Annotated in this window: 13 protein-coding genes; 8 read left to right on the top strand and 5 right to left on the bottom strand. The window is 71.7% G+C overall.

The window, feature by feature from the left end; translation table 11 throughout:
• Nucleotides 1-204 precede the first annotated feature (204 nt).
• Nucleotides 205-2,040, top strand: coding sequence for an acyl-CoA dehydrogenase (locus K8Z49_RS27090; RefSeq protein WP_412515546.1), 1,836 nt, complete (start codon nucleotides 205-207; stop codon nucleotides 2,038-2,040).
• 139 nt (nucleotides 2,041-2,179) lie between these two features.
• Here the strand turns inward: K8Z49_RS27090 and K8Z49_RS27085 are convergent, their stop codons facing one another.
• On the bottom strand, nucleotides 2,180-3,064 hold the full coding sequence (locus K8Z49_RS27085) for a LysR family transcriptional regulator (RefSeq protein WP_021595485.1): 885 nt from the start codon (nucleotides 3,062-3,064) through the stop codon (nucleotides 2,180-2,182).
• A 79-nt stretch (nucleotides 3,065-3,143) separates the two neighbouring features.
• Here K8Z49_RS27085 and K8Z49_RS27080 point away from each other — a divergent pair, with 79 nt between their 5' ends.
• The 3 genes from K8Z49_RS27080 to K8Z49_RS27070 all read left to right on the top strand — a co-directional run bounded on the left by K8Z49_RS27080 (nucleotide 3,144) and on the right by K8Z49_RS27070 (nucleotide 5,949).
• Nucleotides 3,144-4,064 (top strand): EamA family transporter, encoded by a 921-nt coding sequence (locus K8Z49_RS27080; protein ID WP_021595484.1) that lies wholly within the window; start codon nucleotides 3,144-3,146, stop codon nucleotides 4,062-4,064.
• A 70-nt stretch (nucleotides 4,065-4,134) separates the two neighbouring features.
• The gene (locus K8Z49_RS27075) at nucleotides 4,135-5,625 is read left to right on the top strand and encodes an OmpA family protein (protein ID WP_143118765.1); all 1,491 of its coding nucleotides are present in this window, start codon (nucleotides 4,135-4,137) and stop codon (nucleotides 5,623-5,625) included.
• 81 nt (nucleotides 5,626-5,706) lie between these two features.
• A complete protein-coding gene (locus tag K8Z49_RS27070) occupies nucleotides 5,707-5,949 on the top strand; it encodes a DUF6458 family protein (RefSeq protein ID WP_021595482.1) in 243 nt (80 codons plus the stop codon).
• Nucleotides 5,950-5,997: 48 nt separating this feature from the next.
• Here K8Z49_RS27070 and K8Z49_RS27065 read toward each other — a convergent pair whose 3' ends face one another.
• From K8Z49_RS27065 to K8Z49_RS27050, 4 genes are all read right to left on the bottom strand, one after another.
• The gene (locus K8Z49_RS27065) at nucleotides 5,998-7,431 is read right to left on the bottom strand and encodes a dihydrolipoamide acetyltransferase family protein (RefSeq protein WP_412515545.1); all 1,434 of its coding nucleotides are present in this window, start codon (nucleotides 7,429-7,431) and stop codon (nucleotides 5,998-6,000) included.
• A 5-nt stretch (nucleotides 7,432-7,436) separates the two neighbouring features.
• Nucleotides 7,437-8,414 (bottom strand): alpha-ketoacid dehydrogenase subunit beta, encoded by a 978-nt coding sequence (locus K8Z49_RS27060; protein ID WP_021599210.1) that lies wholly within the window; start codon nucleotides 8,412-8,414, stop codon nucleotides 7,437-7,439.
• The gene (gene pdhA / locus K8Z49_RS27055) at nucleotides 8,411-9,541 is read right to left on the bottom strand and encodes a pyruvate dehydrogenase (acetyl-transferring) E1 component subunit alpha (protein ID WP_021599209.1); all 1,131 of its coding nucleotides are present in this window, start codon (nucleotides 9,539-9,541) and stop codon (nucleotides 8,411-8,413) included. The genes K8Z49_RS27060 and pdhA overlap by 4 nt, the downstream gene beginning before the upstream one ends.
• A 204-nt stretch (nucleotides 9,542-9,745) precedes the next feature.
• Complete coding sequence (locus K8Z49_RS27050; protein ID WP_021599208.1) at nucleotides 9,746-11,365, bottom strand: hypothetical protein; 1,620 nt, start codon at nucleotides 11,363-11,365, stop codon at nucleotides 9,746-9,748.
• Between the two features lie 95 nt (nucleotides 11,366-11,460).
• Between K8Z49_RS27050 and purS the strand changes: the two genes are divergently transcribed.
• The 4 genes from purS to purL all read left to right on the top strand — a co-directional run bounded on the left by purS (nucleotide 11,461) and on the right by purL (nucleotide 16,410).
• Nucleotides 11,461-11,703, top strand: a complete 243-nt coding sequence (gene purS, locus K8Z49_RS27045) for a phosphoribosylformylglycinamidine synthase subunit PurS (RefSeq protein WP_021599207.1) — start codon at nucleotides 11,461-11,463, stop codon at nucleotides 11,701-11,703.
• A gap of 131 nt (nucleotides 11,704-11,834) precedes the next feature.
• Complete coding sequence (locus K8Z49_RS27040; protein ID WP_244938551.1) at nucleotides 11,835-12,275, top strand: ATP-binding protein; 441 nt, start codon at nucleotides 11,835-11,837, stop codon at nucleotides 12,273-12,275.
• Between the two features lie 99 nt (nucleotides 12,276-12,374).
• Nucleotides 12,375-13,055, top strand: coding sequence for a phosphoribosylformylglycinamidine synthase subunit PurQ (purQ, locus tag K8Z49_RS27035; protein ID WP_021599205.1), 681 nt, complete (start codon nucleotides 12,375-12,377; stop codon nucleotides 13,053-13,055).
• 1,153 nt (nucleotides 13,056-14,208) lie between these two features.
• Nucleotides 14,209-16,410, top strand: a complete 2,202-nt coding sequence (gene purL / locus K8Z49_RS27030) for a phosphoribosylformylglycinamidine synthase subunit PurL (protein ID WP_412521180.1) — start codon at nucleotides 14,209-14,211, stop codon at nucleotides 16,408-16,410.
• Nucleotides 16,411-16,465: the final 55 nt, after the last annotated feature.

Genomic DNA, 16,465 nt, shown 5'->3' with positions numbered 1-16,465 from the left:
CGGCGGGCCCGGTGGGTCGGCCCGCGACCCGGGTGACGTGGCTCACGCGGGACGTCCGGGCGTGGTATCGATGTGGCCTGCGTCCCCCAGATTCAGGGGGATCCGGGGTGGTTGCCACTGGTTACCAGCGGGTAGCATGATGTCGAGTTACTAACCAGTACGAAGCGGGGCCCCCGGCCGCCGCCGGACCAGACGGAGTCTCGAATGGGGCACTACAAGAGCAACCTCCGGGACCTGGAGTTCAACCTCTTCGAGGTGTTCAGGCGCCAGGACCTCCTCGGCAGCGGCCCGTACGCGGAGCTGGACGAGGACACCGCGCGCAGCATCCTCGACGAGGTGAAGCGGCTGGCCGAGGGACCGATCGCCGACTCCTTCGAGGACGCCGACCGCAACCCCCCGGTGTTCGACCCCGCCACCGGCACGGTGACGATGCCGGAGGGCTTCAAGAAGTCGTTCCGGGCGTTGATGGACGCCGAATGGTATCGCCTCGACCTCGCCCCCGAGTTCGGCGGCAGCGGCGCCCCCCGCTCCCTGACCTGGGCGGTCGCCGAGCAGGTGCTGGGCGCCAACCCGGCCGTCTACATGTTCGCCTCCGGCCCCGGTTTCGCGCAGATCCTGTGGCACATCGGCACGCCCGAGCAGAAGCGGTTCGCCGAGCTGGCCCTTGAGCGGCAGTGGGGCGCCACGATGGTGCTGACTGAGCCGGACGCCGGCTCCGACGTCGGCGCCGGGCGCGCCAAGGCCGTCCGGCAGCCGGACGGCACCTGGCACATCGAGGGCGTCAAGCGCTTCATCACCTCGGCCGAGCACGACATGGCCGAGAACATCTTCCACCTGGTGCTGGCCCGTCCCGAGGGCGCCGGCCCCGGCACCAAGGGCCTGTCGATGTTCCTCGTCCCCAAGTACCTGGTCGACCTGGAGACCGGCGAGCTGGGCGAGCGCAACGGCGCCTACGTGACGAACGTCGAGAAGAAGATGGGCCTGAAGGTCTCCACGACCTGCGAGCTGACCTTCGGCGAGAAGCACCCGGCGATCGGCTACCTGGTCGGCGACGTTCACCAGGGCATCAGGCAGATGTTCCTCGTCATCGAGTACGCCCGGATGATGGTCGGCACCAAGGCCATCGCGACCCTGTCGACCGGCTACCTGAACGCGCTGGAGTACGCCAAGGAGCGCGTGCAGGGCGCCGACATGACGCAGATGACGGACAAGACCGCTCCGCGCGTCACGATCACCCACCACCCGGACGTCCGCCGCAGCCTCATGACGCAGAAGGCCTACGCCGAGGGCATGCGCGCGCTGGTGCTGCTCACCGCGTCCTACCAGGACGCCGTGCAGCTCGCCGAGCACGAGGGCCGCAAGGACGAGACCGCCGAGAAGATCAACGATCTGCTGCTGCCGATCGTGAAGGGCTTCGGCTCCGAGCGGGCCTACGCGCTGCTCGGCGCCGAGTCGCTGCAGACCCTCGGCGGCTCCGGCTTCCTGCAGGACTACCCGATCGAGCAGTACATCCGCGACTCCAAGATCGACACCCTGTACGAGGGCACCACCGCGATCCAGGGCCAGGACCTGTTCTTCCGCAAGATCCTCCGCGACAACGGCGAGGCGCTGAAGGTGCTCGCCGGCGAGATCAGGACGTTCGCCGAGTCCGAGGCCGGCAACGGGCGGCTGAAGAACGAGCGGGCCCTGCTCGGCCGCGCCCTCGACGACGTCCAGGGCATCATCGACCCGATGGTCGGTTGGGCGCTCGGCTCGATGGAGAACCCGAAGGAGCTGTACAAGATCGGGCTCAACTCGTCCCGGCTGCTGCTCGCCCTCGGCGACCTCATCGTCGGCTGGCTGCTCCTCCGCCAGGCCGACGTCGCGCTGACCGCCCTCGGCGGCGGGGACGTCTCCGGCTCCGACAAGGCGTTCTACACGGGCAAGGTCGCGGCCGCGCAGTTCTTCTGCCAGACCGTCCTCCCCCGCCTGGCCTCCGAGCGCGCCATCACCGAGGCCACCAACCTGGACGTCATGGACCTCCCCGAAGAAGCCTTCTAACCGCCCGCCCACAGGCCCCCGCCGGATTCCGGCGGGGGCCTTCGGCTGGCGGAGGCATCAGAACGCCCGCTGGCGGTCTTCAAGCATGACGTCGAGACGCTCGCGGAACAGCGCACCCATGTGTGACGGTCGGAGGGCGCTAGGCCGGGTGGGGGGTGACCTCGTCTAGGGAGGCTAGGAAGGCGTGGGTGGCGGGGCTCGGGTTGAACTCGCTCCAGACCAGGTACTCGACGCGGCGGGGGCCGTTGATCACTTGGATCGCTGACAGGTCTGGGGCGATTCCTGCTACGGCGGAGGGTAGGAGGGCGATTGCTAGGCCTTGGCGGACTATGCGGGTCAGTAGGTCCGGGGCCATTACCTCGAATGCGACGTCGCGGGCTAGGCCTGCTGCGGCGAACGCTCGGTCGCTCTGGGCGCGGCCGGGGGTGTGGGCGGGGAAGTCGACGAAGGTCTCCTCGGCGAGCCTTTCGAGACCGACACGGGTCTTGCCCGCTAGGGCGTGAGTGGGTGGGACGACCGCGACGAGTCGGTCGCGGGCCAGTTCGCGGACCTGGACGCCGCGAGGGCGGTCGCCTTCGGGGAGGCCCAGCGCGGCGACGTCCAGTTCGCCGGACGCCACCTGCGCGGTCAGCTCGTCGCTTCCGCCTACGCGGAGGCTGATCCGTACCTCGGGGTGCCGCTGGCGGAAGTGCTGGAGGACGGCGGGCATGTCGACGGCCGCGGCGGTGGGGATGACGCCCACCGCGAGCCGTCCGCGCACCAGGCCCACCGCGGCGGCGGCCTCGGCCACCGCACGGTCCGCCGCCTCCAACGCCTGGCGGGCCGCGGGAAGGAACGCCGCGCCGGCGGGGGTGAGCTCGACCCGGCGGCTGGTGCGGGCGAACAGCTTCACGCCGAGCTCGCGCTCCAGGTTCGCGACCCGGTGGCTCAGCGCCGACTGCACCACGAAGCACCGCTCGGCGGCGCGGGTGAAGTTGCGGGTCTCCGCCACCGCGACGACGTAGCGGAGTTGCTGCAGGTCCATCGATCGATCTTAGTTCGCGATTGATGGGATGAGAACCATGTGTTGGACGCATTGATGGGTGGGCGCTGAGACTTCTTGCATGACCACGATCACTGCTCCGAACACTCCTTCGCTTTCACGGCCCCCGTTCAAGCTGCTCGCCCTTGTCGCCGCGACCGCCCTCGCGCCCATGGCCTGGGGGACGACCTACGCGGTGACCACCGAGCTGCTGCCGCCGGACCGGCCGCTGTTCGCCGCGCTGATGCGCTCGCTGCCGCTCGGCCTGCTCGCCGTCGCGCTGTCCCGGACGCTGCCGCGCGGCGACTGGTGGTGGAAGGCCCCCGTGCTGGGCATCTTCAACATCGGCGCGTTCTTCCCGCTGCTCTTCCTGGCCGCCGAGCGGCTGCCCGGCGGTGTGGCGGCCACGCTGGGCTCCGTCCAGCCGCTGATCGTCGCCGGGCTGGCCGTCGCCGTCCTGCGGGAGTCGCCCTCGTCCTGGCGGCTGTCCTGGGGGACGGCCGGTGTGGTCGGCGTGGGCCTTGTTGTCATCGGTCCCGGCGCGGGACTCGACCCGGTGGGCATTGTCGCCGGGCTCGGCGGCGCGGTGTCCATGGCGACCGGCGTCACCCTGACCAAGCGCTGGGGACGGCCCGCGGGAGTAAGCCCGCTGACGCTCACCGGATGGCTGCTCTCCAGCGGCGGGCTGTTCCTCCTTCCGCTGACGCTGGTCTTCGAGGGCGTTCCGGCCCGTGTGGACGCGCCGGCCGTCGCGGGTTACCTCTGGCTCGCCACCGTGGGCGGAGTGATCGCCTACATGCTGTGGTTCCGGGGCATCGGGAGGCTGCCCGTCACTGCGGCGGCGTTGCTCGGCCTGCTGTCCCCGCTCGTCGCCGCGCTCCTTGGTGTCCTGCTGGTGGGCGAGGCCTTCACGGTCGTCCAGGTCGCCGGGTTCGCCCTCGCTCTCGCCGCCCTGGTCGCGGGCCAGTTCAACCCTGCCCGGGCCCGTGCCGCGGCGGAGTGATGGCGGGGCGGTGGGCGTTTCACTAATCTGGGCCGCGTTCCCCGTCCGTTTCCCCCCGACCGGATGGCCGATGCGCCCTTTGCCCCTCGCCGCCGCCCTCGCCGGGCTCCTCCTCGCCGCCGCCTGCGGTGACGCCGACCGGGCCCAGAACGTCGCCCCTCCCACGGTCCGCGCCGGCGGCTCCGCGCCTGCCGCGCAGAGCGTGGGGGCGTACTCCAAGGAAGGCTGGTTCGGCGGCGCGGACGGCCTGCACGCCCGGGTGGACGTCAAGGGCGTCGAACGGCAGGCGTCGAAGTCGGTGCTGCGGTACAGCGTCACGTCGCTGGACTCGTCCGCGAAGTCCGTGCCCTTCGAGATCGCGATCCTCGACCCGGTCGGGCGCAAGCTCTACAAGCCGACCGGCACGACGAGCGGCGAGGGCTTCACGCCCGGCACGATCCGCCAGATGGCCGCCGAGTACCCGCCGATCCCGTCGACCGTCCAGAAGGTCACCCTGATCACGCCCGGGACGGCGGGGGAGTTCACCGGCATTCCGGTGACCAGCGGCACCGGGACGCCGTCCTCGGCGCCCACTACGCCGCCCACGTCGTCGGCACCGTCGAGCACGCCGTCGTCGTCCGCGCCTTCGGTCGGGGCCGAGCCGTCTGTCGGCGCCGAGCCGTTCATGGCCTCCACGCCGTCCAGCCTGACCTCGCCCAGCCCCTCCACGTCGACGTCCACGTCCCCTACGCCCTCCACGGGTGCGCAGAGCGGGAATCCTGCGGACCTGTTCGGCATCGTCGAGGGTGAGAACGGGACCGTCGCGTCCAGCGGTTCGGGCGTGACGGTCAGCCTGGGCGGCGACGTGCTGTTCGAGACGAACTCGGCGAAGCTGTCGAGCCGCGCGAAGGCCGCCCTGGACGGCGCCGCGCAGGAGATCAAGGCGAAGGCGGGGCGCGCGCTGACGTTCGAGGGGCACGCGGGCGACCAGAAGCTGTCCCAGGAGCGCGCCGACGCCGTCATGAAGGAGATGAAGTCGCGGCTCGGCGACGACTTCACCTACACGGCGACCGGCAAGCAGGGCGGCAACGGGCTCGACATCTCCTACCAGCTCAAGAGCACCGCGGCGGGCACCGGGACGCCGGCCGCCTTCCGCGCGCAGGACGGCGGGACGGTGAAGACCCTCACCGCGCGCTTCGGTGCCGACAAGCGGCGCCTGGAGGTCAAGCCCTTCTACAAGGACGGCGCCTACCTCGTCGCCGTGTTCGACATCGTGAACGAAGGCCCCGGCACCACGCCGCCGGACGCGTCCTACCCGAACACCACCTACCCGGGAGCCGTGTTCGGCTCGTTCTCCGTCCAGGTGCCGGGTGGCAAGGACGTCTACCGCGCCGTTCGCGTCGGACCCGCCGTGCCGGGCAGTCCCAGCGCCTACGTCGACCCTGGCCGCGCGGTGTTCCGCACCGCCGTGAATCAGCCCGTCCGCGGCTTCGTCTACCTGCTCGCGCCGCCCGGCGACATCAAGTCCGTCACCTTCGACGCGGGTCCCTTCGGCAAGGCCGAGAAGGTTCCCGTCTCGTAGACCACGCCTCCGACGTGTGACGGACGATCCGAACGGATAGTTAAAAGACACGGCATCGGATCGTCCGGCGGAGGTCAGCACATGGGTGTCGGCGTCAGTGTTTTCACGATCACGCTCGGGCTGATCCTCAAGTTCGCGATCAAACCGGACGCGATGACCGACCCGGTGGACATCCACATCATCGGGGTCATCCTGATCATCGTCGGCGGGGTGTCGTTCGCGCTCCAGCTGCTGATGATGTCCCGCATGCAGCAGCGCGGCCCGCGCTTCCAGAGCGGGCGGGACGAGCGCATGTACGACGGCGACAACCCGCCCCGGCCCTGAGACGCCCGAGGGGCCGGCGCGTCCCGCGCCGGCCCCTCGGAACGGTCCTCAGCTCCAGGCGAGCATGCGGATCGGGTCTTCGAGCATGTCGCCGACGTCGCGCAGGACCCGCGAGCCCAGCTCGCCGTCGACGATGCGGTGGTCGAACGAGAGCGACAGCGTGGTGACCTTGCGGATCGCCAGCTCGCCCTCGTGCACCCACGGCATGTCCCGGATCTGGCCGAACGCCAGGATCGCCGCCTCGCCCGGGGTGAGGATCGGGGTCCCGGTGTCCACGCCGAACACGCCCACGTTGGTGATCGTGATCGTCCCGTCGGACAGGTCGGCGGGTGTCGCCTTGCCCGCGCGCGCCTTCTCGGTCAGGTCGGCGAGCGCGCGTGCCAGGCCGGGCAGGTCGAGGTCCTGCGCGTCCTTCACCTTGGGGACGAGCAGGCCGCGGTCGGTGGCCGCCGCGATCCCCAGGTTCACGTAGCGCTTGACGACGATCTCCGCGCCGTCCGGGCCGTCCGCCCACGTGGAGTTCACCATCGGGTTCCGCGCCACGGCCGTGAGCAGGGCGCGCGCCACCAGCAGCAGCGGCGACACCTTCACGTCCGCGAACTCGGGCAGCTCGCGGAGCCGCTTGATTGTCTCCATCGTCCGCGTCACGTCCACCTGGAGGAACTCGGTGACGTGCGGGGCGGTGAACGCCGACGACGACATCGCCGCCGCGGTCGCCTTGCGGACGCCCTTGACCGGCACCCGCTCCTCGCGCGGCCCCGCCTGGACGGGACGCGCCCGCGCGGACGCCGCCTGGGTGTGCGACTGGGCCCCGGCCTGCGCGGCGAGGACGTCCTCGCGCGTGATCGACCCCTGCGGGCCCGACCCCGTGATCGACGCGAGGTCGACCCCGAGGTCCCTGGCCATCTTGCGGACGGGCGGCTTCGCCAGCGGCAGCCCGTCGCCCCCGGGCTGCGGACGAGGCGCCGGCAGCGGCTTCTCCGGAGCCGGCGCGGGGGCCGGCGAGGCGGCGGGCGCGGCGGTGGACGCGGCGGCGGAGGCCGTGCCGTTGGCCGCCTTGCGCGGGCGCCGCCTGGTCGCCCCCTCCTTGACCCCGTAGCCGACGAGGACGGGCTGGCGCTTCGGCTTCTCCTCGGGCGACACCATGCCGGGCTCGTTGACCGTCGGCACGCCCTCCTCGCGCATCGCCGCGGCCTGCGCCGGCGGCTCGGACACCGGGGTCGCCACGCCGCCCGAGCCCTCGGCGTCCACCGAGATGATCGGCACGCCGACGTCCACGGTCTGGCCCTCGGTGACCAGCAGCTCGGCCACCACGCCCTCGAACGGGCAGGGCAGCTCCACGATCGCCTTCGCGGTCTCGATCTCCACGATCGTCTGGTTGACCTCGACGGTGTCGCCGGGCTGGACGTGCCACTTGACGATCTCGGCCTCGGTCAGGCCCTCGCCCACGTCCGGCAGCTTGAACAGTTTCGGCTGGCTCACGGGCGTCACCACGCGAAGGTCCGGTCGACCGCGTCCAGGATGCGGTCGAGGTCGGGCAGGTACTGGTCCTCGATGCGGGACGGCGGGTACGGCGTGGAGAACCCGCCGACGCGCAGCACCGGCGACTCCAGCCGGTAGAAGCACCGCTCGGTGATCCGCGCGGCCAGCTCGGCGCCGAACCCGCTGTAGACCGGCGCCTCGTGGACGACGACGCAGCGCCCGGTCCGGTTCACCGAGTCCGTCACGGCGCCGATGTCGAGCGGGTTGAGCGAGCGCAGGTCGATGACCTCCAGGGAGCGTCCCTCCTCGGACGCCGCGGCGGCCGCCTCCAGGCACGTCTTCACCGACGGCCCGTACGCCAGCACGGTGACGTGCTCGCCCGGCCGGACGACCTTCGCCTCGTGCAGCGGCGCCCAGTCGGTGGAGTCGACGTCGACCTCGGCCTTCTCCCAGTACCGGCGCTTCGGCTCGAAGAAGACCACCGGGTCGGGGGAGGCGATCGACTGCTGGATCATCGCGTACGCGTCCACCGGGTTCGAGCAGGCCACCACCCGCAGGCCGGCCGTGTGCGTGAAGTACGCCTCCGGCGACTCCGAGTGGTGCTCCACCGCGCCGATGCCGCCGCCGCACGGGATCCGGACGACGACCGGCAGCGACACCTTGCCGAGCGAGCGCATCCGCATCTTCGCCAGCTGCGTGATGATCTGGTCGGCGGCGGGGAACACGAACCCGTCGAACTGGATCTCCACGACGGGCCGGTAGCCGCGCAGCGCCAGCCCGATCGCCGTCCCGACGATGCCGGACTCGGCGAGCGGGGTGTCGATGACGCGCTCCTCGCCGAAGTCCTTCTGCAGGCCGTCGGTGATCCGGAAGACGCCGCCGAGCTTCCCGACGTCCTCGCCCATGACGAGGACCTTCGGGTCGTTCTCCATGGCCTTGCGCAGGCCTTCGTTCAACGCCTTGCCGAGGGTCAGGGTGGTCACTTCGCCTCCTCCTCGAACGACGCCAGGTAGGCGGCGAACCGCTCCTGCTCCTCGGTCATCAGCGGATGCCGGTCGGCGTACACGTGGTCGAACATCGACAGCGGCTCCGGGTCGGGCAGCGCCAGGCACGCCTCGCGCAGCTCGCGGGCCATCTGCTTGGCCTCGTCGTCGACCTTGTCGAAGAAGGCCGCGTCCGCCAGGTCACCGCGCACCAGGTACGCCTTGACGCGCTCGATCGGGTCCTTGAGCTTCCAGGCCTCTTCCTCGGCCTTCAGCCGGTAGCGCGTGGGGTCGTCCGTCGTGGTGTGGGCGCCCATCCGGTACGTGAACGCCTCGATGAGCGTCGGGCCCTGGCCCGTCCTGGCGTTCTCCAGGGCCTTCCTGGTCACGGCCAGGCAGGCGAACACGTCGTTCCCGTCCACCCGCAGGCCCGGGAAGCCGTAGCCCTGCGCGCGCTTGTAGAGCGGGATCCTCGACTGGCGTTCCAGGGGCTCGGAGATGGCCCACTGGTTGTTCTGGCAGAAGAACACGATCGGCGCGTTGAACACGGAGGCGAACACGAACGACTCGTTCACGTCGCCCTGCGATGTCGCGCCGTCGCCGAAGTAGGCGATGGTGGCGCCCGCCGACGGTGTGCCGAGGACACCGTCGCGCTGGATGCCCATCGCGTACCCGGTCGCGTGCAGCGTCTGGCTGCCGATCACGATGGTGTAGAGGTGGAAGCCGTGTTCCGCGGGGTCCCAGCCGCCGTGGTTCACGCCCCGGAACAGGCCGAGCAGCTTCAGCGGCTCCACGTCCCGGCACCAGGCGACACCGTGCTCCCGGTAGGTCGGGAACACCATGTCGTTCTCGGTCAGGGCGCGCCCCGACCCGATCTGCGCCGCCTCCTGTCCCAGCAGGGACGCCCAGATGCCGAGCTCGCCCTGCCGGGTGAGCGCCACGGCCTCCAGGTCGATCTTCCGCACGATCACCAGATCGCGGTACAGGTCGCGGACGTCCTCGGCGCTGAGGTCCAGGGGGTAGTCGGGATGCTCGACGCGCTCCCCTTCGGGGGTGAGCAACTGGACGAGCTCGGGTCGGGCGAGCTCAGGGGTGTCGGGCGCGCCGCGCACGGAGTCGATCGTCATCGATGGACACTCCTCGTTCGGGGCCGTTACGCGGGATCGCCGCGCAGCCGGCCGATGTCAGCGGCCTTGCTCCCCGGTAAGGGACAAAGGCCGCAATACCATCGTGGCAGACATCACACCCTGTGATGCAAGCCCCGGCATCGAGGTCCCTACCCCGCTCCCGCCCACTGACGCCGCCGTTCCGGGGTGCCACACCCCCGGCCGCTACTCGCGGGAGAGCGCCCGCGTCGCGCCGGCCGCGACGGTCAGGCCGAGGATCAGGCCCGCCGCGACGATGAGGTTGGCGATCCACTGGTAGACGCCCTTCGGGGCGAACTCCATCTCCTGGCCGAGGCTGCCGATGGGCAGGAGCAGGTCGAGCGTGTAGAAGAACGCGTTGAAGTGCGGTTTGTGGCCGGTGTCGAGGACGTCCGGCTTGTGGAGGGAGAAGACGATCGTCCCGAAGGCCAGGAGGCCGACTAGCCAGCTCGCGGCGCGGAACGGGCGGTAGCCGTACCCGACCAGGCCGTCCTGCATCCAGCCGACGATCTTGCGGGGGACGCCCTGGGTCTTGCGCCGGTCGCGGGCCTTGGCGAGCAGGACGGAGCGGCCGTCGGCGTCCAGGCCGAGCGAGCGGTACGTCTGCGCGAGCCGCTCGTACGGTTGCGGTGCGTAACCGTCGGTGTCGCGGCGCAGCCAGGCGAGGCGCTCGCGGGCGGTGAGCGGCGGTTCGAGGGTCTCGTACTGGAGGCCGTCGAGCTGGAGGCGCTCCGGCCACGAGGCGGCGTCGTCGCGCATCAGGTTGATCCGGGCGTAGGACAGGTCCGTGGTGCCCCTGACCGGCTCGGCGGTGCGCAGGAGCAGCTCCTCGGCCTGGACGCGCTGCAGGCTGAGGGCCGTCCCCTGGTCGTGCCGCAGCCGGGCGTCCCGCAGGCTCAGCTGGCCGGTGACGCGCGCGCCGGAGAAGCTGACCGCCCCGGTCGCGGTGAAGCCGTCCGAGCAGTAGACGTCGGTCTCGACGGCCAGGTCGTCGGCGTTGAGCGCGGTCCGCTGGGGCGCGGACAGGCGGGCGCCGACGAACGAGAGGTAGCCGCCGACCCGGGCGCCGCGCAGCCGCACCTCGCCCTCGGCGACGAACCCGCCGTCGCAGAACACGTTCGCGGCCACGTCCAGGCGGCTGGCGTACAGGGCCGCGCCGGACGGGTTGTGCAGCCGGGCGCCCCGGAAGATCAGCTGGCCGCCGACGCGGGCGCCCGGCAGCCGGACCTCGCCGTTGGCCGAGAACCCCTGGTCGCAGTAGACGTTCGCCTCGACCGACAGGCGGTCGGCCAGCAGCGCGTCCCCGCCGGGGTTGGCCAGGTGGACGCCCGACATGTTCAGGATGCCGGTGATGTTCGCCCCGTCCAGCCACAGGCCGCCGTTGATGCGGCTGCCCTCCAGCCACAGGTGCCCGTCCACCCGGGTGCCGGACGCGATCAGGCCCGGCAGGCGGCAGCGCATCAGGTGCACGCTGCTCATGCTCGCCCAGTACAGGTGCGGCGCCTCGTCGAAGTCGCACCCGGTGAGCGCCAGCGGGACGTGGACCTCCGCGTGCCCGAGGTTCAGCGAGCCGGTGATGCGCGCCCCGCCGAGCCGGACGGCGGCGACCTGCCCGGGCTCGGCCTCCACGGCGCCGACGAGCAGCGCGACGAGGACCTCCGCCCTGACCACCCGGTCGTGTCCCCAGCGGTCGGACCGCGTGATGTCGTCGAGCTGCCGGTCGCCGGATGACAGGTCGACCGATTCGCCCCTGGGGAAGGCCTCCCAGAGGCGGCGCTCCGGCGGGGTCAGGTCGTCGATGTTCATCGCGTGGCTCCGGGGGTGCGGATGGATCGTGCTCGGCCATGGTGCCGTACGCTTCAGGATCGTAAGGAAAAGCGCTGATCAGTGAGGGGGCGACCGTGGCGCGTGTCGTCGTGGACGTCATGCTCAAGCCGGAGATCCTCGACCCGCAGGGCCAGGCGATCGCCCGGAAGCTGCCGCAGATGGGCTACGACGGGGTCGTCGCCGTCCGGCAGGGCAAGCGGTTCGAGGTGGAGCTGGAGGGGGACGCCGACGAGGCCGCCCTGGAGCAGGTCGGCAAGATCGCCGAAACGCTGCTGGCGAACCCCGTCATCGAGAACTACGAGGTTCACGTTCTGTAACCACCGGCGAGTATGGCGGTTACGCGATATTCCGCCGGGGAAGTGTTAGCTGCGTCGAGTCGTCGAGCACGCTCCGGGGCCGGGGGAAACGGTGGGAAGCCCGGGGCATGACACGAGGTGTCCGGGTGGAGATGAGGTTCTCGCTCGCGCTGCCGCGCGACGCGCGGAGCATCCCGGTGGTCCGCCGGGTGGTGGGGGACGCGCTGCGCGGGCTGGGCGTTTCCGAGGGCTGCGTCGACGACCTCCTGGTCGCCGTCTCCGAGGCGTGCACCAACGTCGTCCAGCATGTCCGGGCGGCCGGGGACTACAGGGTCACGGGGCACGTCGACGCGGGCATGGGCCAGTTCAAGATCATGGATTGGGGCCGCGGGCCCCGGCCGGCCCCGGAGGACCGGGGGGTTTTGAGCGAGTCCGGGCGCGGCATTAGGATCATGCGTGCGCTGGTGGACGACCTGGACATCGACTCCGCGCCGGATCGAGGCACCGTCGTTCACCTGCGGAAGCGCCTGACCTGGAGCGACGGGGCACTGATAGGTCGCCTCGACCGCGACCTCATGCACAACGCCGGGTAGATTGGTACGCGCGCAGGGGGAATGCGACGCGCAGCGGGGTGATCGGCGGAGAGGATCCCGCCCGTCCCGGCCGCACCTCATTTCGGAGGAACAGAACAGATGGACGCTGCCCGGGTGGGGATCATCACCTTCCCTGGTTCCCTGGACGACAGGGACGCCGCACGCGCGGTGCGGCTCGCCGGCGCCGAGCCGGTCGCGCTCTGGCACGCCGACCACGACCTGCAGGGCGTCGACGCGGTCGTCCTGCCCGGCGGGTTCTCCTACGGGGACTACCTGCGGGCGGGGGCGATCGCCCGGTTCGCGCCGCTGATGACCGAGCTGACGGCCGCCGCCGGCGACGGCCTGCCCGTCCTCGGCATCTGCAACGGCTTCCAGGTGCTGTGCGAGTCGCACCTGCTGCCGGGCGCGCTGCTCCCGAACGCCGGCCTGCACTTCGTCTGCCGCGACCAGCGGTTGCGGGTGGAGAACACCGACACCGCGTGGACCAGTGAGTACACCGAGGGGCAGGAGCTGGTGATCCCGGTGAAGAACCGGGACGGCCGCTACACCGCCGACCGGGAGACCCTGATCGAGCTGGCCGACACCGGCCGGATCGTCGCCCGGTACCTCGACCTGAACCCGAACGGCTCTCTCGACGACATCGCCGGGATCTGCAACGAGGCCGGCAACGTTGTCGGGCTCATGCCCCATCCCGAGCACGCCGTGGAGTCCCTTACCGGGCCTTCTACGGACGGGCTCGGGTTCTTTGCTTCGGTTGTTAAGAGACTGGTCAACGCATGAGCGCAGCGAACCAGGGGACGTGGGGGATCGCTCCCCCACAGGAAGAGCGCATGAGCGGCGCGAACCAGGGGGTGTGGGGGATCGTCCCCCACAAGGAGGACGCATGAGTGAGCAACGGCCCCATGGTTCGGGGCGCGCGACCCGGGACAGTGACGAGCCGTCGATGGAGTGGCTCGGCGAGCTCAGGTCCGACGCCGACGACCCTGAGCTCCAGCCCGTCAACCCCGCGGTGACGCAGGGTTTCAAGGCCATCGTCGACGAGGACATGCCCGTGGTCCGGCCGTCCCGGCAGGAGCCTCCGGCCGAGCGCTCGCCGGGGCCCTTCACCGGGCCCATTCCGGTGCTGAACGGTGAGCAGTCGTCGTCGGACGTCCCGTCGGGGCCTGCTCAGGGCCCTGAGCAGGAGTTCGCGCGTGCGCTGGAGGAGGAGCGCGCCGCCGGTGACCCGAACGTCACCGCGACGGACTCCTCGCTGACCGTGCCCGACCTGAGCGGTTTCGCGGCCCCGCCGCCTCCGTCCGACTCCGGCCCGCAGCCTGCCGTGGGCTCCGGCACGGGCCCCCAGCCCGCGGTGGGGTCCGGCACCGGCCCCCAGCCTGCCGTCGGCTCTGGGACGGGTCCGCAGCCGCCCGTGGGCTCTGGGACGGGCCCGCAGCCCGCCGTGGGCTCCGGAACCCGTCCACAGCCCGCTGTGGGGCCCGGTGCGGGCCCGCAGCCTCCGGTGGGTCCCGGTACGAGTCCGCAGCCCGTCGTCGGCTCTGGGACGGGTCCTCAGCCCGCTGTGGGGCCCGGCGGCCCGGGGACCGGCCCGCAGCCTCTCGTCGACCTGAACACGGGTCCGCTGGTCCGGTTCGGCGCCGAGGGCCCCGGCACCGGCCCGCAGCCTCCGGTCGGCCCCGGCACCGGCCCCCAGCCTGCCGTGGGCCCTGGGACGGGTCCTCAGCCCGCCGTGGGGTCTGGCACCGGGCCGCAGCCCGCCGTCGGCCCCGGCACCGGGCCGCAGCCCGCCGTGGGCTCCGGGACGGGCCCGCAGCCGGCCATCGGACGGGGCACCGGCCCGCAGCCGGCGATCGCGCCCGCCGACCACGGCACGGACACCGTCGCCATCGCCGCCGCGTCCCCCGACCGTCCGCAGCCGTTCGCCGAGCTGGGGATGAACGGCGAGGAGTACCAGCGCGTCCGGCACATCCTGGGGCGCCGCCCCACGTCGGCCGAGCTGGCGATCTACTCGGTCATGTGGAGCGAGCACTGCTCCTACAAGAGCTCCAAGGTGCACCTGCGCCAGTTCGGCGAGAAGGCCCCGAAGACCGACAAGCTCCTGGTCGGCATGGGGGAGAACGCCGGGGTCGTGGACATCGGCCAGGGCTGGGCGGTCACCTTCAAGGTGGAGTCGCACAACCACCCGTCCTACGTCGAGCCGTACCAGGGCGCCGCGACCGGCGTCGGCGGGATCGTCCGCGACATCATGTCGATGGGCGCGCGGCCGATCGCCGTCATGGACTCGCTCCGGTTCGGCCCGGCGGACGCCCCCGACACCCAGCGCGTCCTGCCCGGCGTGGTGGCGGGCGTGGGCGGCTACGGCAACTCGCTGGGCCTGCCCAACATCGGCGGCGAGACGGTCTTCGACGCCTGCTACGAGCAGAACCCGCTCGTCAACGCGTTGTGCGTCGGCGTGATGAAGCACGAGGACATCAAGCGCGCCGTGGCCCCCGGCCCCGGCAACCAGGTGATCCTGTTCGGCGCCCTCACCGGCCCGGACGGCATCGGCGGCGCGTCCGTCCTCGCGTCCGCGACGTTCGACGAGGAGTCGCACCAGAAGCGGCCGTCGGTCCAGGTCGGCGACCCGTTCATGGAGAAGCTGCTCATCGAGTGCTGCCTGGAGCTGTTCCGCGAGGACCTCGTGGTCGGCATCCAGGACCTCGGCGCGGCCGGCGTGTCCTGCGCGACGACGGAGCTGGCCGCGGCCGGCACCGGCGGCATGCACGTCGACCTCGACGCCGTCCCGCTCCGCGACGAGACGCTCCGCCCGGAGGAGATCCTCATGAGCGAGTCGCAGGAGCGGATGATGGCGGTGGTGGAGCCCGCCAAGGTCGAGCGTTTCATGGAGATCTGCGCCCGCTGGGAGATCCCCGCGACCGTCATCGGCGCGGTCACCGACACCCGCCGCCTGGTCATGACGTGGCGGGGCGAGACGATCGTCGACATCCCGCCGGTCACGGCCGCCGACGAGGGCCCGGTCTACAACCGGCCGCTGGAGCCGCCGAAGGACCTCGGCGCGCTGCAGTCCGACACGCCGGGGCGGCTCACCCGCCCGTCCAACGGCGACGAGCTGCGCCGGACGGTCCTGTGGCTGGCCGGGGCGCCGAACCTCGCCAGCAAGACGTGGGTGACGTCGCAGTACGACCGGTACGTCCTCGGCAACACCGTCATGGCCATGCCGGAGAACGCGGGCGTGGTGCGCATCGACGACGAGTCCGGCCTGGGCATCGCGCTGTCCCTGGACGGCAACGGCCGCTACGCGCGTCTCGACCCGTACTCGGGCGCCCAGCTCGCGCTGTCGGAGGCGTACCGCAACGTCGCCGCGACCGGTGCGCGGCCCCTGGCCGTCACCAACTGCCTCAACTTCGGCTCCCCGGAGGACCCGGGCGTCATGTGGCAGTTCGCGCGCGCCGTCGAGGGCCTCGCGGACGGCTGCCAGTACCTCGGCATCCCGGTGACGGGCGGCAATGTCAGCTTCTACAACCAGACGGGCGAGACCCCGATCAATCCGACACCGGTGATCGGCGTCCTCGGCGTCCACGACGACGTGCGCCGCCGGGTGAACATGTCGCTGACGTCCGACGGCGCCACGCTCGCGCTGCTAGGCGAGACCCGCGAGGAGTTCGGCGGCTCCGAGTGGGCGCACGTCGTCTACGGGCACCTGGGCGGCCTGCCGCCGCTGGTGGACCTGAAGGCGGAGGCCGCGCTCGCGTCGGTGATGGTCGCCGCCATCCGGGACGGCCTGGTCACCGCCGTGCACGACCTGTCCGACGGCGGGCTGTCGCAGACGCTGGTGGAGTCGTGCCTGCGCGGCGGCCTCGGCGCCCGCGTCACCCTGCCGGGCGACGCGTTCGTCACGCTGTTCAGCGAGTCGGTGGCCCGCGCCATGGTGGCGGTCCGTCCGGGCGCCGAAGCGCGCCTGGCGGCCCTCTGCGAGTCGGCGGGCGTCCCGGTCACGCAGCTGGGCGTGGCGGGCGGCGACGCGCTGAACGTGACGGGACGCGGCCCGGACGGCGACCAGCAGGAGCTGTTCACCGTCCCCCTGTCCGAGCTGCGCGAGGCGCACGAGCGGATGCTTCCCAGCTACGCCGACTGACCGGCGCCTCCTCGGGCTACCATCCCTCATCAGGGATCTTGAGGAGGCGCACCGG

This window comes from Actinomadura madurae (assembly GCF_047130825.1).
Classification (GTDB): domain Bacteria; phylum Actinomycetota; class Actinomycetes; order Streptosporangiales; family Streptosporangiaceae; genus Spirillospora; species Spirillospora madurae.
This window is presented reverse-complemented; position numbering and strand designations above follow the sequence as displayed.

What these genes read in the sequence shown, in the direction of transcription:
- pdhA (WP_021599209.1), bottom strand. Translation starts at nt 9,541, where the DNA reads ATGACGATCGACTCCGTGCGCGGCGCGCCCGACACCCCTGAGCTCGCC.
- K8Z49_RS27040 (WP_244938551.1), top strand. Translation starts at nt 11,835, where the DNA reads ATGAGGTTCTCGCTCGCGCTGCCGCGCGACGCGCGGAGCATCCCGGTG.
- purL (WP_412521180.1), top strand. Translation starts at nt 14,209, where the DNA reads ATGAACGGCGAGGAGTACCAGCGCGTCCGGCACATCCTGGGGCGCCGC.
- K8Z49_RS27075 (WP_143118765.1), top strand. Translation starts at nt 4,135, where the DNA reads ATGCGCCCTTTGCCCCTCGCCGCCGCCCTCGCCGGGCTCCTCCTCGCC.
- K8Z49_RS27090 (WP_412515546.1), top strand. Translation starts at nt 205, where the DNA reads ATGGGGCACTACAAGAGCAACCTCCGGGACCTGGAGTTCAACCTCTTC.
- K8Z49_RS27050 (WP_021599208.1), bottom strand. Translation starts at nt 11,365, where the DNA reads ATGAACATCGACGACCTGACCCCGCCGGAGCGCCGCCTCTGGGAGGCC.
- K8Z49_RS27070 (WP_021595482.1), top strand. Translation starts at nt 5,707, where the DNA reads ATGGGTGTCGGCGTCAGTGTTTTCACGATCACGCTCGGGCTGATCCTC.
- K8Z49_RS27080 (WP_021595484.1), top strand. Translation starts at nt 3,144, where the DNA reads ATGACCACGATCACTGCTCCGAACACTCCTTCGCTTTCACGGCCCCCG.
- purQ (WP_021599205.1), top strand. Translation starts at nt 12,375, where the DNA reads ATGGACGCTGCCCGGGTGGGGATCATCACCTTCCCTGGTTCCCTGGAC.
- K8Z49_RS27085 (WP_021595485.1), bottom strand. Translation starts at nt 3,064, where the DNA reads ATGGACCTGCAGCAACTCCGCTACGTCGTCGCGGTGGCGGAGACCCGC.